Source organism: Natronohydrobacter thiooxidans (assembly GCF_001884735.1).
Lineage (GTDB): Bacteria > Pseudomonadota > Alphaproteobacteria > Rhodobacterales > Rhodobacteraceae > Roseinatronobacter > Roseinatronobacter thiooxidans_A.
The window spans coordinates 19740-41132 of sequence record NZ_MJAP01000036.1; the positions used below are offsets into that span (position 1 = coordinate 19740).

General features: G+C 58.7%; 15 protein-coding genes and 3 pseudogenes. 13 read left to right on the forward strand and 5 right to left on the reverse strand.

Features of this window, described 5'->3' with window-relative positions; all coding sequences use genetic code 11:
• Positions 1 to 2 precede the first annotated feature (2 nt).
• The 12 genes and pseudogenes from BG457_RS18935 to BG457_RS18990 all read left to right on the forward strand — a co-directional run bounded on the left by BG457_RS18935 (position 3) and on the right by BG457_RS18990 (position 15669).
• Complete coding sequence (locus BG457_RS18935; protein ID WP_071799424.1) at positions 3 to 1523, forward strand: tripartite tricarboxylate transporter permease; 1521 nt, start codon at positions 3 to 5, stop codon at positions 1521 to 1523.
• A 129-nt stretch (positions 1524 to 1652) separates the two neighbouring features.
• Positions 1653 to 3686 (forward strand): family 43 glycosylhydrolase, encoded by a 2034-nt coding sequence (locus BG457_RS18940; RefSeq protein ID WP_175546839.1) that lies wholly within the window; start codon positions 1653 to 1655, stop codon positions 3684 to 3686.
• A 127-nt stretch (positions 3687 to 3813) separates the two neighbouring features.
• Entirely contained in the window at positions 3814 to 5397 is a 1584-nt protein-coding gene (locus BG457_RS18945) for a sulfatase (protein ID WP_071799426.1), read from the forward strand.
• A gap of 439 nt (positions 5398 to 5836) precedes the next feature.
• Positions 5837 to 7045, forward strand: a pseudogene (gene istA / locus BG457_RS18950) (IS21 family transposase); the annotation flags it as partial.
• Positions 7035 to 7826: an IS21-like element helper ATPase IstB gene (gene istB, locus BG457_RS18955; RefSeq protein WP_071799428.1), complete on the forward strand. Its 792-nt coding sequence runs from the start codon at positions 7035 to 7037 to the stop codon at positions 7824 to 7826. The pseudogene istA and the gene istB, both read left to right, overlap by 11 nt.
• Before the next feature lie 216 nt (positions 7827 to 8042).
• A complete protein-coding gene (locus tag BG457_RS18960) occupies positions 8043 to 9083 on the forward strand; it encodes an IS110 family RNA-guided transposase (RefSeq protein WP_071799443.1) in 1041 nt (346 codons plus the stop codon).
• 393 nt (positions 9084 to 9476) lie between these two features.
• A complete protein-coding gene (locus BG457_RS20770; protein ID WP_071799429.1) occupies positions 9477 to 9713 on the forward strand; it encodes a tripartite tricarboxylate transporter permease in 237 nt (78 codons plus the stop codon).
• A 402-nt stretch (positions 9714 to 10115) separates the two neighbouring features.
• Positions 10116 to 11033, forward strand: a complete 918-nt coding sequence (locus tag BG457_RS18970) for a LysR family transcriptional regulator (protein ID WP_071799430.1) — start codon at positions 10116 to 10118, stop codon at positions 11031 to 11033.
• Positions 11034 to 11134: 101 nt separating this feature from the next.
• A complete protein-coding gene (locus tag BG457_RS18975) occupies positions 11135 to 11581 on the forward strand; it encodes a tripartite tricarboxylate transporter TctB family protein (RefSeq protein WP_139257869.1) in 447 nt (148 codons plus the stop codon).
• Positions 11582 to 11647: 66 nt separating this feature from the next.
• On the forward strand, positions 11648 to 12631 hold the full coding sequence (locus BG457_RS18980; protein ID WP_084657745.1) for a Bug family tripartite tricarboxylate transporter substrate binding protein: 984 nt from the start codon (positions 11648 to 11650) through the stop codon (positions 12629 to 12631).
• Between the two features lie 67 nt (positions 12632 to 12698).
• Positions 12699 to 14195, forward strand: a complete 1497-nt coding sequence (locus BG457_RS18985) for a tripartite tricarboxylate transporter permease (protein ID WP_071799433.1) — start codon at positions 12699 to 12701, stop codon at positions 14193 to 14195.
• 13 nt (positions 14196 to 14208) lie between these two features.
• Positions 14209 to 15669, forward strand: a complete 1461-nt coding sequence (locus tag BG457_RS18990) for a sulfatase family protein (protein ID WP_175546840.1) — start codon at positions 14209 to 14211, stop codon at positions 15667 to 15669.
• Between the two features lie 30 nt (positions 15670 to 15699).
• On the opposite strand, the gene BG457_RS18995 is transcribed toward BG457_RS18990, so the two are convergent.
• From BG457_RS18995 to uxuA, 4 genes are all read right to left on the reverse strand, one after another.
• Positions 15700 to 16497, reverse strand: coding sequence for a sugar kinase (locus BG457_RS18995; protein WP_217649540.1), 798 nt, complete (start codon positions 16495 to 16497; stop codon positions 15700 to 15702).
• Positions 16498 to 16637: 140 nt separating this feature from the next.
• Positions 16638 to 18020 carry a mannitol dehydrogenase family protein gene (locus BG457_RS19000; protein ID WP_071799435.1) on the reverse strand — a complete coding sequence of 461 codons (1383 nt, stop codon included), beginning with the start codon at positions 18018 to 18020 and terminating at the stop codon, positions 16638 to 16640.
• Positions 18017 to 19432 carry a glucuronate isomerase gene (gene uxaC / locus BG457_RS19005; protein WP_071799436.1) on the reverse strand — a complete coding sequence of 472 codons (1416 nt, stop codon included), beginning with the start codon at positions 19430 to 19432 and terminating at the stop codon, positions 18017 to 18019. Before uxaC ends, BG457_RS19000 begins: the two co-directional genes overlap by 4 nt.
• Positions 19429 to 20631, reverse strand: coding sequence for a mannonate dehydratase (gene uxuA, locus BG457_RS19010; RefSeq protein WP_071799437.1), 1203 nt, complete (start codon positions 20629 to 20631; stop codon positions 19429 to 19431). The genes uxaC and uxuA overlap by 4 nt, the downstream gene beginning before the upstream one ends.
• Before the next feature lie 259 nt (positions 20632 to 20890).
• On the opposite strand from uxuA, the pseudogene BG457_RS19750 reads away from it, so the two are divergent.
• Positions 20891 to 21151: pseudogene (locus tag BG457_RS19750) on the forward strand (IS110 family transposase); the annotation flags it as partial.
• A gap of 64 nt (positions 21152 to 21215) precedes the next feature.
• Here the strand turns inward: BG457_RS19750 and BG457_RS20060 are convergent.
• A pseudogene (locus BG457_RS20060) lies at positions 21216 to 21393 on the reverse strand (transposase); the annotation flags it as partial.

A 21393-nucleotide genomic window follows, 5' to 3' on the forward strand; every position in this document is an offset into this window, starting at 1 on the left:
TTATGGACGTTCTTTTTCAGACACTTGCCAGTTTGGTGGCATCGCCGATCATCCTCGTGTTGATATTCGCGGGCATGGCTATAGGCGTCATTGTGGGAATGATGCCCGGCCTCAACGCAACCATGGCGATCGCGCTACTTCTTCCTGTGACCTTTCAGATGGACGCCATCCCATCGATCAGCCTGCTGGTTGCGATCTTCGTGGGCGGAATGACCGGCGGGTGCATTTCAGGCATCCTGCTGCGCATTCCCGGGACTGCCAATTCTGTCGCGACCGTCGCCGACGGTCACGCGATGACGCTCAAGGGGCAGGCGGGCAAGGCACTCGGCCTTGCCATCGCAGCCTCGGTCTTCGGAACGATCTTCAGCGGTGTCATCCTGATCGCCTTTGCGCCGATCCTTTCGAGCTTCGCGCTGCGGTTCCACTATCCCGAATATGTCGCAGCCTTTCTCTTTGCCATGGCAGCCGTAATCGCGGTCAGCGGCGAGAGCCTGTCCAAAGGGTTGATCGCGGCTGTGCTCGGGGCGCTTGCCGCCTCGGTCGGGATATCTGCAATCGACGGCCTGCCACGCTTCGACTTTGGTTACCGCGAAATGTATGGTGGCTTTCCGCTAATCCCGGCTCTGGTCGGTCTGTTTGCGGTTTCGCAGATCATGCGCTCTGCCCTCTCGCGTGATGATGGGCAGAGTGCGCCGACCCAAGCCGTAGGTTGGCGGGAGTTGCTGCCTGACCGGCGGGAACTTACGCGACACTTGCCGAACGCCACGCGCTCGGCCGCGATCGGAACCACGGTCGGCATCCTGCCTGCAGTCGGCGGCGGGCCAGCAGGCCTGATTGCCTATGCTCAAGCCCGCAACGCCTCGAAGGAGCCCACCAGTTTCGGGAATGGTGCACCGGGCGGCATCGTCGCCTCGGAAGCCGCCAACAACGCGACCGTCGGCGGGGCACTGATCACCGCAATGACACTCGGCATTCCCGGTGACACCGTCACTGCGATGTTAATTGGTGCGCTGACCATTCAGGGTGTCCAGCCGGGGCCTCTGATGTTCGTCAATTCTCCCGGCGTTGTCTATGCGATCTATACCTCGGTGATTGTAGCGAGTCTGATGATGTTCGTCTTCATGCTCGGCTCGACCCGATTTCTGATTCAGATGCTGCGGGTTCCGCGGTCGATCTTGTTGCCCTGTCTGTTCGTGGTGGCTTGTGTTGGGATCTATTCGCTGAATGGCAGGCTGTTCGAGGTCTGGGTCATGTGCGGCTTCGGTCTGCTCGGTTTCCTGCTGGAGCAATACCGCTACCCGCTTGCACCGGTGATTTTGGGCTTTCTTCTTGGCCCGCCGCTGGAAGCCAACCTTCGGCAGATGCTGGGTCAATATGACAGCCTGATGCCGCTGGTAACGCGGCCTATTCCGCTGGTGCTGCTGTTTGGCGCATTGCTGTTCGTGGTCTTCTCCCTGCGCGCGCGACGAAGGACGGTGGATATGTTGGTCGAGAAGCCTGTGTCACGCAAGGACAGCCAGTAGACCGCGACCCGGCGGATCGAGCAGTTAAAGCTTCGGATAGCCGCCATACCGATGCGCGCCTGTGCGGCGCTGAAGAGAGGTGCGCCTTGCATCATCAAGACATGGAAACTCTATGGAGGGAGAGAAACAATGAACAGATTAGGTCTCGGGCTCAGTTTTCTCGTGACAGCGGGCCTTGTACCTTTTGCTGTCGCGGCAGAGGAGGAAGCCACGCGCTCACTGACTGAAGTTGCGACATTCCAGCATTTCATTGCCAACGATCCGCTCGACGGCGCCCATGGCCTCCCGCCATCACCCGGTGCGCCGCTCAGATATGGTCCCGTCGTCATCACGATGGACCCAGACGGGAATGCCCTGGAGGCCATCGACGAGCAGGACCTGCGCTATTTTGACGGGCGCTATTACCTCTTCGGGCAGTCCTTCACCTACGGGACGTTCAATTATTCGCCCGGTGTGAACACGGGACCCATTATTCCAACCGAGCCGGGGTCGTTCTACCGCTATGGCGGACTTGTCACATACGTTTCCGACGACCTGATGAATTGGGACTATGTCAGCCGCCAGTTCCTGCAAGACCCCGAGACCGGCGCACTCTACGTCGTCAAGAAGCCTCGGGTCGTTTATTCCGAGGCGACGGGCAACTATGTCCTCTGGTTTCTGAATGGTCAGGCCGGAGGCAGTACCGAGTCGCGGTATTTCATCGCCGAGGCCAAATCGCCGCTGGGTCCGTGGGAAAACATTCGCAGACCCACGAACGAATCCGATCCGACCCTGGAAAATCTCGGGTCCGATTTCGGCATCAATATCGGCCCTGACGGCACGACATGGATGGTCACTTCGCATCGCGGGATCAACACATTCCGTCTCAACGACGAGATGACCGGAACGCTCGATGCCTATTCCGTCCCCGTTCCGGTTGCCGGCATGAGCGTCAGCGAGGCGGTTCAGTCCGGGATCGCCTTCGACACGATCTTTGGCGGCATCGGAATGCACTATAATGACGGCTGGTGGTACATCACCGGCAGCAACCTGTGCGGCAACTGCATCGCATCGCGGTCGTATTTCCTGATGGCGCGCGACCCGTCGGGGCCGTGGATGAGCCCGGAGGACTTCTCGACAGAGACGCCCGTGACCCCCGCCCTCTTTTCCGAGGATACCGGACATGCGCAGGTTCACAGCTCGGTCATGCTGCCCGACGCAGACGGCAACACTCACGGCCTTATCCCCGCCACCCGCTACCGCTCCAACCCTGAAGGCGCGCCAGCCGATACCGACAGGCAGGCAGGAGACACCAATCTCGCGCTTGGCGGTCTCTACCTCATCCCACTTGAATACGATGACGAAGGCCGGATCGAGATGCTGGATATTCGACCCAGCCTCGAATTCCCGCTTGCGCAGCCTGTTAGGACCAGCGTGCCTGTCCCCTATCAGGCCAGCCTGACTATCACGTCGACCTCCACCGTCGTCCAGTCGTGGGAAGGGGTCGAGGGAGAGCCGCTGGCGGCGCTACTCCCGTCGGTTTTCCAGCGCACCCCGGACCTTTCGCCCGAGCCGGTCGCAAGGGCCATTCCGATGGAACCGGAAGCGAACGCACCGCTAGAGGCCCGGCTGGACCTTCCGGATGGCCGCAGCCACACTTGGACAATCGACCCGCGGACGGTCCGCTGGGCGCCCGCGATCGTGCCCCTGAACCTTCCCGAACCCTTCGACGGCGCGGGAACTGTCACCCTGACCCTGTCGTCGCGGGTCACGAACGGGGGCTACGGCGTTGCAGTGGGTACACCCAACATGTTGCGCGAGAGTGCCTATTCTGTGATCACCGAAGACGGCACGACCGCCTATCCCAATGCCGAAATGATGCTCCGGCTCTCGGACGAACCGCGCGGTGCGCCGCGTATCACGGCCCAGCCGCGCAGCGTGCAGGTCGTAGCCGGTAGCGAGGCCGGATTTGCCGTCAAAGCCGAAGGCGACGGGCTGGGTTTCCAGTGGACCCGCCACGGCGAGGTTGTGCGTGCGCCCAATGGATTGAACGAATCCACGGCCCCGACCCTTCGTCTGGCTGATGTCAGCGCCGATGATGCAGGGACCTATGTGGTGACTGTGTTCAATCAGGCTGGCTCGGTCGCCTCAGCACCGGTCACGCTGGAAGTCCTCGAACCCTGAGGGAACGGTCAGCATCATTATGTGCGCAGCAAGACTGCGCGCCACGTCACTACCGACGGCACCCGCTCTCGTTGCCCTTCGTCGGGGCTGATCGATTGCACCGCCAGATAACAAGAGGAGTAAATTTATGACTTACAGGCAAAGGCCGCTGCGCGCGCCCATACTCGCCACCGCAGCGACGCTCTCGCTGGGCGCTCAGGGAGTGCTCGCGCAGGATACTGCACTGTCTGCGAGCGAGAATGCGCGCCAGCCCAACGTTCTGTTCATGATCTCCGATGACCTGAACGCCCGGATCGCACCCTATGGCGGCCAGGCGATCACGCCACATCTTGATCGTCTGGCATCGCAGGGCGTCACGTTTGATCGCGCTTACAGTCAGTATCCCTGGTGTGCACCCAGCCGTGCCTCCTTCATGACCGGAACCCGGCCCAACACGAACGGCATCATGGATCTGACAACACCGGTGCGGAATAATCTTCCGGACATCATTACCCTGCCCGAATACTTCCGGGACGCGGGGTACTACACTGCCCGGGTCGGCAAGGTCTTTCATCAGGGTGTGCCGTTTGGCGTGGGCCGAGACGGGCTGGATGACGCGCAGTCATGGGATGAAAGGTTTAATCCCTCAGGCTGCGACATGGACTCATTCGACCGGCTGACAAACCTGACACCCGGAATTCCGCTCGGTGCCGCGCTGACCTATCTGCGCGATGATTGCGAAGACGAGTATCAGACCGACGGGATGGTGGCCACGCAGACCATCGAGCTTCTGGAACAGGCTACCGGTGATGACAGGCCGTTCTTCATCGCGGCGGGGTTCTACCGCCCGCATGTGCCCGAGATCGTGCCCGAAGCCTATTTCGACCTTTATCCGCCCGAGCAAATCGCCATCGCCCAGAACACGCCGGAACATCTTTCTGCCGTGCTCCCCGCGTCGCGCACCTGGACCCCTGACCATCTGGGCATGACGCCCGGCGAGCAGCGAAGGTTCATTCATGCCTATTACGCGGCCACCACTTTCATCGACGCGCAGGTTGGCCGCTTGCTGGATGCGGTAGAGGAACTGGATCTGGCTGACGATACAATCGTGGTGTTCACAAGCGACCACGGGTTCCTGCTCGGCGAACATGGCCAGTGGCAGAAGCAGTTGCTGTTCGAGGACTCGGTGCGCGTGCCGCTTATCATTCGTGTCCCCGGAACACAAAACGCCGGACAGCGTTCACCCAGAACTGTTGAACTTGTCGATCTCTACCCGACTCTGACCGATCTGGCGGGGCTGCCGCAGTACTCCCGGAACGAAGGTACAAGCATGGTTCGCCTTCTGGAAGATCCGGAGGACGCGACCTGGATCAAGCCGGCCTTGTCACAGGTCCTTGGGGGTCGAAGCGTTCGCACCGAACGCTATCGCTATACCGAATGGGAAGAGGGCCGTTCGGGAAGGGAATTGTATGACCACACGAACGATCCGATGGAACGTGTCAATCTGGTCGATGATCCCAGCTATGCAGAAGTCATCGAACTGCTGCGGGCCATGCTGCCGCCGGAACCCGTGGAGTCGTTGCCCAATCGTTCAGCCTATGATCCGGATGAAAACTGCATCACCCCGTCGGAGCGTTACATGACCAGGCCCGGCGGAGGAGCCGGAGGAAGTGCCCCCGCTGGCGGTGGTAGTGGCGGCCCCCCTCCCGGCCTTGTGATCTGCGACGGGTGAGCCGGTCTCGGGATATCGCTTCGCAACCGCGCCACAATTCTCAGGCTGTGGTGCGGTGAGCTTCGCTTTCGCCAGTATGGGAGTGGGCAGGACATGGGGGTCGTCGTCGGTGATCTTGCTTGACCACCATGTGCTGTCCACTCCCGGCCAAGCGCAGGATCGGAAGGTTGGTCGAACCAATGGCCGGTCACGGGTTCTGCACAAGAGGGGAACCTGTCAACAACTTGCAGAGCCTGCGGCGTGCGTTGCCAGGTCACTGCCTTTGCAGAAAGGCCCAAACGGCCCCTGCTGACAATCGCGCCGCCACGCGAGGCGCGATATTCAAATGGAAGTGCTATCGAGGGGGTTTGGTCTGAAAACATCCGGCGTGGCCCGGTAGAAGCCAAACATCGCCTGCGGCAAACCCGGAGTTCCGCTGCGACCGCTTGTCAACCTGCGGGAACGCCAGCGCGCTTATCACACGACCGACCGGGGAACTTTCGTGCCGCTGGTGTTTGCGCCGGGCGAGGCGTTCCAGTTCGACTGGAGCGAGGACTGGGCCTATATTGGCGGCGAGCGGATCAAGCTGCAGGTCGCGCATATCAAGCTCTCGCACAGCCGCGCGTTTCTGGTTCGGGCCTATCTGCTGCAAACGCATGAGATGCTGTTCGATGCGCATTGGCATGCCTTTCGCGTCTTCGAAGGCGTGCCGGGTCGCGGCATCTACGACAACATGAAGACGGCCGTCGACAAGGTCGGACTTGGCAAGAAGCGCGATGTGAATGCGCGCTTCACAGCGATGACCAGCCATTATGTTTTCGATCCTGAGTTCTGCAATCCGGCTGCGGGCTGGGAGAAGGGGCAGGGTGAGAAGAATGTTCGCGACGCGCGCCATCGCATGTGGCAGCCGATGCCGGCCTGTCCGGATCTGGATGCGCTGAATGCTTGGCTGGAAGAACGCTGTAAGCTGCTGTGGGCAGAGACGGCGCATGGCACGTTGCCTGGAAGCACCGCCGATCTTTGGGAAGCTGAGAGGCATGCCCTGATGCCACTCCCCACAATGTTCTATGGCTTTGTCGAGGAAAGAAAGCGCGTCTCGCCGACCTGTCTGATCAGCTTTGATCGCACCCGTTATTCTGTGCCCGCCAGCTTTGCGAACCGCCCCGTCAGCCTGCGCATTTACCCTGATCGGCTGGTGGTCGTGGCAGAGGGGCACGTAATCTGCACGCATGAGCGCATCATTGACCGGTCCCACCGCCAGTCAAGGCGCCTGATCTATGACTGGCGCCATTATCTGGCGGTGGTTCAGCGTAAAGCCGGGGCGCTGCGCAATGGTGCGCCCTTCGTGGAAATGCCCGAACCCTTCCGGATGTTACAGGCAAAGATGCTACGCCAGCCCGGCGGGGACCGCGAAATGGTCGATATCCTGTCGCTGGTGCTGCACCACGTTGAACAGGCGGTGCTGTGCGCCGTGGAATTAGCCCTGGAGGCGGGCGTGCCGACAAAAACCCACGTGCTGAACCTGCTCCATAGGCTGCTGGATGGCAAACCGACCGACCAGCCGGATGTGAACCCTCCCGCGGCCTTGACGCTGAGCAAGGAGCCTGAGGCCAATGTCGCGCGCTACGATGGGTTGCGCACCCCGGGAGGAACATGCCATGCGTCATGACCCCGCTGGTGCAGCTCTCATTATCATGTTGCGCAGCCTGAAGATGCCAGGCATGGCGCAGGCCGTGCAGGACTTGCATGAGCAAGGTTCACCCGCCTTCGAATCCGCCATGCCGATCCTGTCGCAACTGCTCAAGGCTGAAATGGCCGAACGAGAGGTGCGCTCGATCGCGTATCACATGAAGGCTGCCCGCTTCCCAGCATACAAGGACTTGTCCGCCTTCGACTTCGCGGCCAGTGAAATGCGTGAAGCTCTGGTCCGCCAGCTCCATCGCTGCGAATTTCTGGATGGCGCAGAAAATGTGGTCCTGATCGGCGGACCCGGCACAGGGAAATCGCATGTTGCGACGGCCCTCGGCATCCAGGCTATCGAGCATCACCGTAAGCGCGTGCGTTTCTTCTCAACGGTCGAACTGATCAACGCCTTGGAACAGGAAAAAGCCCGGGGCAAGGCCGGGAAGATCGCCGATGCGCTGGCGAAAACCGACTTGGTGATCTTGGACGAGCTGGGATACCTGCCGTTCAGTGCTTCAGGTGGGGCATTGCTCTTCCACCTCCTGAGCAAGCTCTATGAACGCACCAGCGTCATAATCACCACCAACCTGAGCTTCAGCGAATGGGCGAGCGTCTTTGGTGACGCCAAGATGACCACCGCCTTGCTCGATCGCCTCACCCATCGCTGCCACATTTTGGAGACCGGCAACGACAGCTATCGCTTCAAGGCAAGCTCCGAAACAGCGAAAAAGAAACGGAGGGAAACACCAGCATTGATGCCATCGTGACACGCAGAACATAACAACCGGGTGGGCCAGATTTCGGTGACAATGCCGGGTCAAATCTCAGATGCCGTAACAGGGCTCGGCTTGAATCTCTGACGTTGAGAGTTGAATGACGGTTTGATGTGAAGTGTCGTTGCCCTTGGCACGCTGTGCGGCGTGTCTGCGGGGTCGTGCTGTGACGCGCGCCCCAACTATCTTGGCAATAGAGAGGACAACGACATAGAAATGTATATCGGTTTGGATGTCTCCCTTGCAAGCACTGCGATTTGCGTGGTGACCGCGCAAGGTACGATTATCAAGGAAACAACAGCCACCAGCGAACCGGAGGAGCTGATTGAAGTTTTGCAGGCGCTGCCTGGGAGCGTAGTTGCGGTGGGCCTGGAGGCCGACCCCTTGTCGCAATGGCTGCACCGGCATTTGACCGAAGCTGGATTTGGCGCTGTCCTGATGGAGACCCGGCACGTGAAGGGGGCACTGAAGGGTATGCCGATAAAGACTGACCGTCGGGATGCTGAAGGGATTGCCCGGCTTCTGCAAATGGGCTGGTTCCGGCCCGTCCACCGCAAATCGATGTCAGCGCAGGAGATGCGCGCTCTTTTGTCCGCGCGCAAAGCTATCCAGCAGGCGGCGATCAATCTTGAACTTTCGATCCGCGGTGTTCTGCGAAACTTCGGGTTGAAAATGGGACGCGTTGCCAAATGTCGCTTCGAAGAGCGGGTACAGGAACTGGCCGAGGGCAACCCTATGCTGGAAGTTGCGACAAAGCCAATCCTGACTGCACGACGTGTACTGCGCCAGCAGCAAGCGAGCCTGGAGAAAGTTCTGCGCGATCACGCCAAGACAGATCCGGTGTGCCGCCGGCTCATGACCATGCCTGGGGTTGGCACCCTCGTTGCACTGACCGTCAAGTCAGCGGTCGATAACCCCCAGCGCTTTCGCTCTTCAAAAGATGTTGGTCCTTGGGTTGGCTTAACCCCTAGACGCGAGCAATCTGGCGAGCGCGACATCATCGGTGAGATCTCCCGTGCTGGGGATGTGGGGCTACGCACAGCTCTGTATCAGGCTGCGACGGTGATGTTACAACGTGGCCGTCCAAACTGGTTAAGCGCATGGGCGCTTCGTGTCGCCAAGCGGCGAGGGAAGAAACGCGCCACGGTTGCACTCGCCAGACGGATCGGAGTGGTTTTGCATCGAATGTGGAAGTGTGGCACGGAATTCCAATTTTCCCGACCGGACGCCACGAAAGCTGCGGCCGCGTAAGCCCTAACCTCACAAGCGCAGGCGACAATAACACCAACAGAAAAGGAGGCTTTGGCCACGCCCCATGGTGCTGGCTCACCGAGGTTCCACCCGGGACGCGGTCCCCGATGATGCCGGAAATGCCACTTGTGGTCGGCCAGTACATGGCTGAACACGCATCTCAGACAGGCACGCGGGAACCGTTCCTGGACTTGGCATAGAGTGGCAGCCTCAGCGCTGACTACGGACAGAAGCATCACCCCGGCGCGGGAAACCCCTCGGCAACCTGAGCAAACGGCAACGCCATTATCCCACAATAGATGTGAGATGCGAACCTCACACCGCAGATACGAAATCTAGCGGGGCTTGCTTTTGTGGAGAAACTAACTTGACTCGAAAGGCCCTGTTACAGAAGTGGCAATCAACAGCGCTGACCATTCAGGGTGTCCAGCCGGGCCTCTGATGTTCGTCAATTCTCCCGGCGTTGTCTATGCGATCTATACCTCGGTGATTGTAGCGAGTCTGATGATGTTCGTCTTCATGCTCGGCTCGACCCGGTTTCTGATTCAGATGCTGCGGGTTCCGCGGTCGATCTTGTTGCCCTGTCTGTTCGTGGTGGTTCGCCCCTTAAGGACGATGCGTAGATCCTAATCGTTGCACTCGGAGCCTGGTGGGTCGTGCGGCCAAGGCATCAAATTTGCGGGAATGCGCGCCCCTAGAGCGTCTGAGCAGATTGCTGAAATAATTTCAGCAATCTGCTTGTAAGGAAGTGACGCCACATGGCGATGTTGCGGTCGGCATCAATGCCTTGAACCTGTAAAACCGCTTTGCCAAACTCTGCGCAATGATGGTAGCTCGTTCCATAGATGCGACTTCTTACCAGTGATGTGGCTTACATTTCATCAGAACTGTGCAATGTCGTCGGGCGGGGTATCAGCCCCATCAATTTTCAGCGTCGCTCAACTACCAAAACATCTTTGAATGACTGTCTTTTCGCCGCCATTCCGGTTAGGAATATCGCCATCCAAGTCCGGAGGAGGCAGGCGAGTGAACATGCAGATGCTTTCGCGGATTGAGCATTTTCTACTAGTGGCGCGATACGGCAGCTTCAGTGCGGCAGCCAGAATAGGCAACATCACGCAGCCCGCCTTGACTAAATCTGTGCGCCAACTCGAGGCCACTCTCGGAATGGAGTTGTTTCTGCGGCGGTCTACCGGCGTTACTTTGACCGAACCGGGGCGCGTGTTCTACCAACGCGCACTTCAGATCGAGGCGACTTGGAACACTGGCTTGACCGAGTTGAACCTTTTGAAAAAGGGGCTTGGCGGCAAGCTACGCATTGGAGGCGGACCAGTCTATTCGATCGTTTACTTCCCGCGTGTGATGGACGGTTTGCTAGAGGCTTTTCCGGGGCTGGAGATCGTGGTGTCGACAGGAGCGGCATCGGAACTTCTGCCAGCGCTGAAAAGAGGCGAAATCATCTGTTATGCCGGCAGCGTCCCCCGGCCGGAAGACGGTTTGGGGCGCGAGTTCGAAACGTTGCCGTTGCACCGCCAGGTCAATGCGTTGTTTGTTGCGAAGGATCACCCGCTATTTGCACTTGATGTGATCCGCCCTGAAGACCTCCTAAACTATTCGTGGCTGACGCTTTTTGCGGCCAACGTAGCAGCGTCGTGGATTGACAGCTATTTCTCGCGGCGAAACCTGCCAAACCCGCATGTCGCTATCCAGTCGCACTCCATTCAAATAGCGCTGAAGATGCTGACAGACCACCACTTCATTGCCTGCATGCCCGAGCCCCTAGCGCAGGCCTTTCCAGGATCAGAGTTGCGGGAGATAGAGGTGGAGGGGGTCCGCTGGGAAGCCCCCACTGGACTCACCTATCGAAAATCAATGGCTGATTTCGCTACCATTTCAATGATTTGCAGACTGATGAAACGCCATGCGGGCCTGAGCGCTGCAAACCGCTGACCGGACCTATTCCCCACAGGAATAGCCTTGCGATATCTGTCATTATCCGAAGCCCGGTTCGGCAGGCATATTGGGGCTACGAAACCTTGGGAGGGGTAGAATTGAGCGGGAATCGTCTTCGACCTTGGAAGGCTGAGCCATTGACTGTCGTCGGTATGGCCATCGGCTCTGGCGTCACGATCGCGCTGGCACTGGACATCGAAAGCCGAGGCGGTGTTCTGCCGCTTGTGCTAGGCCTTCTGATGGCACTATGCACCTTGCTTTACGGTACAATCGGGCGAACGCGAGAAGAACCGGTCCCCCTTGTACTCCCAAAGTTCGAACTGATCTTCGCTGTGCTGATCGGAGCGATGCTGTTGGCCTTCCCGCTGACCGGTTTTTGGGGGGCGGCTTGGGCATTCTCAGCGGCAACCCATGCAGTAACGACTTTTCAAGCTGCGAGTGGACACTGGCTTCGCCGTGCTGCCAATTCGTGCGTTTTCGCGAGCGCAGTGGTCCTCATCGCCTATGTCGTTTTCGCGCAGATGCTGCGGATAAATTTGCCATGAGCAAGAATAGGCTTCGTCGCGGCTTTTGACGACGCGAGGGAGTCAACTCAATCTAGGGAGGGGACCATGACACTGATGAAGAGACGCCGTGCAATGATCGTTCCGGCAATTGCGCTTGTCCTTGCGACAAACGGAAGTGCCGTACTAGCGCAAGAGACATCCGACTTTCCGACAAGAGCCATAACGATGATCGTGCCAGAACCTGCAGGCGGCGGCACCGACCGCGTGGCGCGTGTTGTGGCAGATCTGCTGAGCAATGAGATGGGCGTGACTTTGGTGGTAAAGAATAGCCCCGGCGGCTCTGGTGTGATCGGTCTGAACGAACTGATCTCATCAGAAGCAGATGGCTATACAATGGCCATCAGCAGCAACCGTGGCATGATCACAGGCGTACTTCTCGGCGAGGGAATGCGATATGACGAAAGTTCTTTCGAGTATCTCGCGGGCGTCAATGTGACGGCTGACTTGATCCTCGCAGCACCGGGTGCACCCTATGCCACGGCACAGGAATTGGCTGAGTACGCCGCGGAACGACCCGGTGAAGTTCTGATTGGCATTCCCGGCACCGGCCCCTTGGTAACAGCAGTGCTGGCACAGAGAGCCATGGACGTTCAGCTGACACCGCTACGGTTTGATGGCGGTAACGGCACGCTGACTGCGGTGATGGGGGGTGCTTCTGATACAGGCATTCTGACGGCAACCTTTGCGGATACGGCGAGTGACCAGAATTTGGCCATTCTTGGGGTGGCCAGCATGGAGCGACTCGAGAGCATTCCCGATGTGCCAACCTTTATCGAGCAAGGCTATGAATTTGCAGACGAGATCACACGCATCTTTGTTTTGCCAGAAGGGGTCCCAGAAGAGGTTGTCGAAGCATATGCCGCCGCCTTCGATGCGATTGCAGCAGAAGCTCTGCCCAGCAGGTTGCGCGAGATCAACGAGATCCCGATGTATCGGGGGCGCGCTGAAATCGCGGCCTATCTTGAAGAGAATTTCGCATTGCTGCGCGACGTAATCGAAACCAATCGCGAAGCTTTTGTGAGTCAGTGACGGCTGCATCATTTCTTTCAATCGGCGGGACCCTCTGGGTCCCGTCTTATTCTCCGAGGTTCTCCTGATGGCTCTCTTCCTTGATGTCGCCGCACAGCTTCTCAGTTTTTCGACGTTGTTTTGGATTACAGTCGGCACCGTGATAGGCGTTATCCTAGGGGCGATACCGGGTCTAGGGGCCGCTATCGGAGTGGTATTGCTTTTGCCATTCACCTACAGCATGGATCCGGCGCAAGGGTTGCTCCTGCTGGGGGGTGTTTTCATGGGCGGTTCCTATGGTGGGGTCATTCCGGGCATCCTGCTGAATATTCCGGGGACGGCAACAGCGGTCATGAGTACCCTCGAAGGGCATCCCATGGCGAAACGAGGACAGGCGCGCGAGGCTTTGATCATCTCGGTTTTGGCGTCGGGGATCGGCGGAGTGATGGGTGTCCTCGCCATGATCTTCCTCACCCCGACGTTGGCGAGCGTCGCTCTCAGATTCGGGCCGCCAGAGTTGTTTCTTGTCGGTTTGCTGGGCCTTACCTTGGTCGGTACGCTGACCGGGGATAGCCTCTGGAAGGGTATTTTTGCGGCTTGCGTCGGAATTATGCTTTCTATGGTCGGTCAGGATATGGTGACAGGCGGCTATCGCTTCACCTTCGGGATCGATTATTTAGGGGCCGGTCTGCACATCGTTCCGCTTATCGTGGGATTATTTGCCCTGTCGGAAATGATAGCCCAGTTCGCCCGCGCAGGTAGCAAGGAAGTGATTGTCGCCACGGCGTTAGAAAAAATCGGTGTGAGCACTGTCTGGCGCGACTTGAGGGCGCGTTGGTCGTTGATGGCGCGATCATCGGTGATCGGCGTGATCGCGGGGATCATTCCGGGAACCGGAGCGGCCATTGCCTCATTCATGTCCTATGGTGAGGCCAGACGGATCTCGAAATCTCCCGAAACCTTTGGGCAAGGTAACCCAGAGGCACTTACAGCGACGGAAACTTCCAACAACGCTGCTGTCGGCGGCGCGCTGATTCCACTTTTGGCGTTGGGCATTCCCGGCTCTGCCACGGCGTCGATCATCTACGCCGCAATGACGTTGCACGGCCTCGTGCCGGGCCCGCGCCTCTTTTCTCAAAATCCCGATCTTGCCTATGTATTCATGGTCGGCATGCTCTTTACCGTTCTGGTGATGTGCCTGATCGGCATTTTTGCTGTGCCATGGTTTTCATTGATAGCAAAGGTGCGCATGACGCTGATCGTACCCGCGGTCTCTGTCTTCGCACTTATCGGGGCGTATAGTGCACGCAACAGCTTCTCGGATATGGTTATCGCGGTGATCTTCGGAGTTATGGCGCTTTTCTTCCGCAAAGCAGGGATTCCTGTGGCCCCTGTAGTTTTGGGTTTTATCCTTGGTCCCGTGGTCGAGTCGAATTTTCGAAGGTCAATCGTCATCGCCGGTGCCCGCAATATAAATACCGTCGAGTTCATTCTATTTCGGCCTTTGGCTGCGGTGGTCATAGTGATCGTCGCACTGGTTTTGATCAGCAGTTTCCGTTCCACCCGAAACGCTGCAAAACAATAAACGGATGAACGAAATGTCACTTGAAGTCCGCCCGCACATCATCTTCATCCTGTCGGATCAGCACAATCCTAATTTGATAGGCGCGGCCGGGCACCCCTATGTACGCACGCCGCACATTGACCAATTACTCGCCTCGGGCATCTCATTGGAAAACTGCTACTGTGCCTCGCCTCTTTGCGTGCCCAGCCGCGCATCTCTTCTGTCAGGGCGGCTACCGTCTCATACCGGTGTCTACAACAACCTACAGGCTCTTCGCAGCGACGAACCGACTTTCGTTCACGCCCTTGCGGTAGCGGGTTATGAAACCACCCTCGTGGGACGGATGCATTTCAATGGACCTGATCAGCGGCACGGATACATGAATCGCCTTGTGGGCGACATTACGCCAAGTGCGCCAGGGCGAGGCCTGAGGGAACGGCAATACGGTGACCTTACTGGCACACCGGGGCAAAGCCGAATTGCTATTGAAAAATCCGGTGGAGGCAACTCCGCGGTGCTCCAGTTTGACCGCGCGGTGACGGACGCAGCGATTGCGCATCTGGCTGACCGCAAGACGAGTGATCCCATATTCATGACAGTGGGCTACTATGGCCCGCATTGTCCTTTCGTCGCTCCGCCCGACTTTTTCCGGCACTATTTCAACGCTCTCCCAATTCCGGAAATGTCTTCAGAGACCGAGAAAGCCGGGCGTCATCCTGCGATACGTCAGTGGATTGCGAACCGAGGGGTTGAGAATGTAACTGCTGCAGAGTTGCACCGCGTTCGCGCCGCATATTGCGGCATGGTAGAATACCTTGACGGACTGATAGGCGAAGTCCTCGGTGCAGCCGAACGGTATCTCGGGACGGAGAACGTGCTAATCGTCTATACCTCCGACCACGGAGAAAGCCTCGGTGCGCATGGGCTTTTCTGGAAGTCTAATTTCTATGAAGAATCGGCGCGCGTGCCACTGGTGTTCTCTTGGCCGGGGACGATTCCGGCGGGCAGGACAACAGATGCATTAACCTCACTTCTTGATGTCGCACCAACTTTTCTCTCTCTCGCCGGTGCCACATCGCTACCCCAAGTGGACGGGGTTGACCTTTCGTTAGGTCTGCGGCGCGGTGCGCTTGTAGACGATGGCCGCGTCGTAATCTCAGAACTCGCAGACATCAAAGGGGATTCACCCTCCGCAATGATCCGACAGGGGCGCTGGAAGCTCGTGAAGCATCACGGGTACGAGAATGTCCAACTGTTCGATCTCGAAAATGACGCTGCTGAAACAGACGATCTTGGCTGTGCCCCGGAGCTTGCGCCAGTCAGGGATGGTCTTCTTTCGATCCTCGGGCAATATTGGGATGGGGATCGTGCGCAGAAGTCGTCGCACCTTGCGCAGATGAATGGCGCTGTGTTGCGCGATTTCGCACGCAAGACAGATTTGGCAGGTTGCGATGAATGGTATGGCGATCAAGCTGGCAATTTCATCACAGTGTGAGTTGGTCGGTCGCTCGATGGGTTGGCCCGATCAGATCAGAGCGCGCGTGTTCGCCTCAGCCCAACAACGACGCAAGGCGTCGGGTTTTGCCAAAGCGCCATAGCCTTCGATCACCTCAGCCGCCAGTTTGATGGCTATCCGTGCAGCGATCTCGACCGGATGACCTATCAGACGTGCGGCGAGGTAAGCGCCGTTGAATCCGCCCCCTGCGCCTGTGGTGTCGAGCGGGATGATATTGCGCAGACCGGGTATAACTTTTTGCACGCCCTCCGCAACGATCAAGACACCGTCCGCACCCAGTTTTAACGCGACTTCTGAAACGCCCAGAGACCTGAGACGTCTGCACGCCTCCTCGGGACTTGCGTCGCCGAACAACACTCTCTCATCCGGCCAGCTTGGCAAAGCAATATCGCTGATCTCGAGCAACTCGGTCATAGCTTTCCGGGCGTCGTGCGCATCAGGCCAAAACGCAGGGCGCCGATTTGTGTCGAACGCAACCTTTGCGCCCTCGGTTCTGGCGCGCGTCAACGCGTCGTGCAAGTTTCGCCGCGCTTCTTCTGTCAGGATTGCCAAGGTAATCCCTGAAACACGGATGAGATCACGACCTGTTAGGCTCTGACGCAGCGCAGCCCGATCATCCGCCAACCGTCGTGCAGCGCTGTCTGACCGCCAGTAGGAAAACGACCGTTCGCCCAAGCTATCCCATGTGATCGCATACAGCCCCGGATATTCCCCCTTTAAGCGTGGTCTGGTCGCAATACCGATCCTTTGAGACGCCACGAAATTGAGCTGCCGCTCGGAAAATGGATCGTCCCCGAAGGCGGTAATGAAATCTGCCTAGGAATCAGGCGGGAGAACTGCGCGCAGCATCCATAACGTATTGAACGTGTCACCTGCATGGTTCAAATGCCACCCCGTTCCGCGGGTTTGTGGCTCGTGCATGCACTCGCCGACGGCTACGACTCGGATCATTTCTCACCTCGGCACAGGAACGCTACATGCTCGGCAACCTGCCGATTCCAAACCGGATCCTCTCGGAGAGGCGAAGGAACGAGTCCCGGTAAACCCATCAAGGCCGTTGTCACAGCGCCCGGAGCGCGTGGAATGCCGACGAGACACGCACGAATGTCTTCGGCCCGTGGATCGTGCAGGGGGTCATGTTGCACGGCATGCCAGATCCAGCCCGCCATGACCCGGGCGAAACTGTCAGTATCACCACCGCGCTTCAACAATTCTGTCGCAGGGGCAAAAATGCGGGGGGGCAGCTTTTGCGTTCCGTCCATCGCAATCTGCTCTAGACGATGTGCAATGGCTTGGTTGCGAAACCGTTCCAACAGAGCAGCCGCATAGGCTGAAATATCGACCCCCGGCACGGGTTCCAAAGTTTCCGCTGCCGCTGAAAGATGGATTTGCGCAGCGCGGCTGATCGCGGGATCAGCTATCGCATCGCGCACATACTCGTGTCCCGCAGCCAAGCCCAGCCACGCGATGAGTGAATGCGTCCCGTTGAGCATCCGCAACTTCATCGCCTCATATGGCGCGACGTTCTCAACGAAGAGTGCTCCTGCGCGGTCCCAGTCCGGGCGACCTTGCGCGAAACGATCCTCAATCACCCATTGCCGAAACGGTTCTGTCTCTACGGCCAGCAGATCTTCGGCACCGGTCAAACGTCGTGCATCGTCCAATGTGTCTTTGGTGGTGGCTGGGGTAATACGGTCTACCATAGTATTGGGAAAGGGTACTTCTGTCGCGATCCATTCGGCCAATTCTGGATCGCGCATGGCGGCGAAATCCAGAACCAAACGGCGCAGAAGAGCGCCGTTACCCGAAAGGTTGTCGCAACTGAGCGGCGTGAACGGAAGACGACCCGAATCGCGACGCGCCGCCAGCCCGGCGGCTATGAGTCCCACCGCGCTGCGTGGGGGCGTATCGCCAGACAGATCGGCAACGATGGCGGGATCGCTAAAATTCAGACCGCCAGTCATAGAATCAAGCCCGTAGGCTTTTTCGGTTATCGTAAGCGTCACGATGCGCAGATCAGGCGCGTTCATACGCGCCAAGATATCTTCCGTTGCGACCCCGCCCAAGACTGAACCCAAGACTTTCGCGGTCGTGTCGGTTCCGTCACGGACCAAGAGCGAAAAGCATCCATCCTGAGCAGAAAATTGGCGTGCGGTCTCGCTGTTGCGCAACCCCGCAGCCTCAATGCCCCAATCGCCGCCGGTCGCTTGAATAGCTTGTTCTGTATAATCGGCCAGATGGGCACGGAAAAAGGCACCTGGCCCAAGATGGAGTATACCAGCGCGGGGGCGGTTTGGGTTTCGCACCAGTTCTGAAAGAGGATGTTTCACAGCAAATAAGACCTTTTAGCAGCATTCCCAGAAAGATCTGCTGCGAGATGTGCAGCCATTTCCTGATCCAAGCGGTGTTCGGCAACAAGGCGCGCAAGAAAGCTGGCCACACCGCGGCGCCATACATCGTGGCGCGCTGGAATCGACAAGAGCGCGCGGGTATCGTCATTGAACCCGGCAAGATTGGCGAAACCAGCTGTCTCTACGACCTGTTCCAGAAAACGGCGTATTCCTTCGCTACTGTCATGGAACCACCACGGCGGACCCAGCATCAGACAGGGCCAATACCCCGCCATAGGCGCCAGTTCTCGCGCATAGGCGCTTTCATCCAGCGTAAAGACAATCATCCGCAACCCTGCCGCATGTCCATACCGGTTTAGCAGCGAGTCCAGTCCACCGATCCAATCAGTCCGACTTGGAATATCGGCACCCATATTCGGGCCCCGCGTGGCCAGCATGTGTCGATCGGTGTTGCGCTGCGATCCGGCGTGCAGTTGCATAACCATCCCGTCTTCGACCGAGAGGCCCGCCATTTCCGTCAACATCTGAGCGCGGAACAGCTCGGCCTCATGCGGGGTCAAGGTGCCTGCGCGGGCACCCGTCAGCAGACGCTGGCATTCCGCCAGCGGCAAGTCGGCGGTCAGCGCAGAGGGGGCGCCATGGTCCGTTGCGGTGGCTCCCAAGGCGCGGAATGCTGCGCGGCGGCAGCGATGCGCCTCGATCATTCCGGACCAATCAGCGGTATCGCTCCCGGTCAGCGCGCCAAGACGGTCTAGGGCAACAGCGAAGCCCGGCGCTTCGGGGTCGATCACTGCATCTGGGCGATAGGTTGGCCGCACGCGCCCCTGCCAGCCTTGTTCGCCAAGCTGTGCGTGGTGTTCGAGCGTGTCCAGTGCGCTGTCCGTGGTCGCGATGACCTCGACCCCCATACGGTCCATCAATGCCCTGGGCCGAGCGGCAGGTTCGGCCAGAACCGTGCTGATATGATCGAACAATGCATCGGCATTGTGCGCAGTCAGCCGCTCTGGGCATCCCAAGACCGCCCCCATTGCGTGATCAAGCCACAGCGACGAAGGCGTGCCCGCAAAAAGATGGTAGTGCTCGGCAAAGCAGCGCCAAGCCGCGCGCGGATCAGCGACCGTCACGTCATCCAGCCGCGCAACGCCAAGTGCATCATAGGGAACCCCGCGGCTGTGCAACATCCTGAGCAAGTAGTGGTCAGGTGTGACCAACAGGCTGGCTGCATCTGTGAAAGCCGCATTCGTGGCGAACCATGCCGGATCGGTATGACCATGCGGGCTGATGATCGGCAGTTCGCGCACATCTTCATAAAGTGTGCGCGCAATCCGGCGCAGGCTCGGATCGGCAGGCAGCAACCGGTCAGGATGCAGGAAACCGTCGACCACACTCATGCGAAGGCCCCCGTGACACGCAATGCGCGCTCCACGCCCCGCAACTCTGCCAGTCCGCGCAGGCGCCCCACTAGCGGATAGCCGGGCTGCCCACCACGGCGCAAGTCGTCCACGATCTCTTGCCCATGGTCGGGTCGCATCGGGATATCGCAGTCTGTGCGGCCTTCGGTGCGACGACGGGCCTCTTCGCGCAGGATAGCTGCGATAAGGGCAACCATGTCAGTCTCGCCTTCCAGGTGTTCATCCTCGAAGAACGAACCGTCTTTTTCGCGACGCACGTTCCGTAAATGGAGGAAATGAACCTTTGGGCCGAAACGCTCCATCATGGCCGGCAGGTCGTTATCTGCCCGCGCGCCCAGCGAGCCGGAGCAAAGCGTCATTCCATTGGCTGGGCTGTCGACGGCCCCTAAAACGGCTTCGTAATCAGCGGCAGTCGACATAACGCGCGGCAGACCAAGCAGAGGAAAGGGGGGATCATCGGGATGACAGCACAGACGCAAGCCAAGCCGCTCTGCCAATGGCACAACTTCAGACAGGAAGTCGATGAAGTAGCCACGGAACTGATCCGGGCTGATCGCGCCATACTCCGCGAGATGATCACGCACTGCGCCCAGATCCATGGCCTGCGTCGAGCCCGGCAAACCCTTGGTGATCGCATCAGCGAGACATCTCCGGTCTGACTCATCCATCGCTGTCAATCGTTCTGCCGCAGCATTCACAACGGCAGGCGCGAAATCCTCTGTCGCGCCGGGGCGCTGGAGCAGATGTATGTCAAAGGTCGCGAAATCAACCATATCAAAGCGCATTGCGCGCGCCCCGGTGGATCGACGCCACCGCAAATCCGTGCGTGTCCAATCCAAAACTGGCATGAAATTGTAGCAGATAACCTGTATTCCGGCAGCGGCCAGATTCTCCATAGAGGCTTTGTAGGTATCAATATGGGTGCGCCACTGACCCTTTTGTTTCTTGATATCCTCGCTGACCGGCAAGCTTTCAACGACTTCCCAAGAAAGCCCAGAGGGCATGCCATCCGAGGCAAGCGCTACGTCGCGCTGGCGTTGAGCGATTGCGGCGCGGGTCCAGACTTCGCCATTGGGCACGTGATGCAACGCGGAAACGACAGCTTGCGCGCCGGCCTGAGCAATATCTTCTGGGTGAATAGGGTCTCGGGGTCCGAACCAACGCCAAGTGTGCTTCATCTTCTTCCTTTGTCAGTCGTATTCTGCACGTTCATCTGGCTGCCGCGGCAAATGCCCAGCATTTTGGTCTGAGCTTCAAAGCTATCTGAATTAGTGCGCCAGCCACCACCATACCGGTATGTTGCATGTAGAGTTCGCAGTGGCAACCGCAAATCGTACTGCCGAAGAATAGTGCTGTTCAGCTTTGATGATGTGACCGCCCCCCAACGGCACCTTTGTGCCAAGGTGGGTCTGTGAGGGTCCACAAAGGAGGACGGTCATGTCGGAGATTAGCACAGTCGGGCTCGACCTAGCAAAGCAGGGCTTCCAGGCAAACGGTGCTGACGCTTCGAGGCATTAAATTTTGCACAGAAAGCTGAGTCGGCATCAGGTGCTGGCTTTCTTCGGGCAGATGCAGCCATGCGTTGTCGCGATGGCAGCTTGCGGCGGTGCCCCCTTCTGGGGGCGGGAAATTGGGAAGCTTGGCCATGAGGTCCGGCTGATTCCGCCCGCCTACGTCAAGCCGTTCGTGAAGCGCCAGAGTGAGGCGGACAACAAAACGATCCAGTGAATCGTTTTGCGGCCCAACGACGCGGCTGATGCCGAGGCAAGACGCGCGAAACAGCGCCGCCATAGCCTGCGTTACGGTCTCTGGCGACAACCTCGATCTCCGGGCGGGCACGCAACCATGCCTCAACCATGGCAGGGTCCCGATCCGGCAGCAGGTCGACAACCCGGCGCCGCTCCAGATCGCAGATAAAAGGGGTCATCCTCAATTTGTGT

Excerpts from the sequence above, each read along its gene's own strand:
- BG457_RS18935 (WP_071799424.1), top strand. The coding sequence starts at position 3 with ATGGACGTTCTTTTTCAGACACTTGCCAGTTTGGTGGCATCGCCGATC.
- BG457_RS18940 (WP_175546839.1), top strand. The coding sequence starts at position 1,653 with ATGAACAGATTAGGTCTCGGGCTCAGTTTTCTCGTGACAGCGGGCCTT.
- BG457_RS18945 (WP_071799426.1), top strand. The coding sequence starts at position 3,814 with ATGACTTACAGGCAAAGGCCGCTGCGCGCGCCCATACTCGCCACCGCA.
- istB (WP_071799428.1), top strand. The coding sequence starts at position 7,035 with ATGCGTCATGACCCCGCTGGTGCAGCTCTCATTATCATGTTGCGCAGC.
- BG457_RS18970 (WP_071799430.1), top strand. The coding sequence starts at position 10,116 with ATGCAGATGCTTTCGCGGATTGAGCATTTTCTACTAGTGGCGCGATAC.
- BG457_RS18980 (WP_084657745.1), top strand. The coding sequence starts at position 11,648 with ATGACACTGATGAAGAGACGCCGTGCAATGATCGTTCCGGCAATTGCG.
- BG457_RS18985 (WP_071799433.1), top strand. The coding sequence starts at position 12,699 with ATGGCTCTCTTCCTTGATGTCGCCGCACAGCTTCTCAGTTTTTCGACG.
- BG457_RS18990 (WP_175546840.1), top strand. The coding sequence starts at position 14,209 with ATGTCACTTGAAGTCCGCCCGCACATCATCTTCATCCTGTCGGATCAG.
- uxaC (WP_071799436.1), bottom strand. The coding sequence starts at position 19,432 with ATGAGTGTGGTCGACGGTTTCCTGCATCCTGACCGGTTGCTGCCTGCC.
- uxuA (WP_071799437.1), bottom strand. The coding sequence starts at position 20,631 with ATGAAGCACACTTGGCGTTGGTTCGGACCCCGAGACCCTATTCACCCA.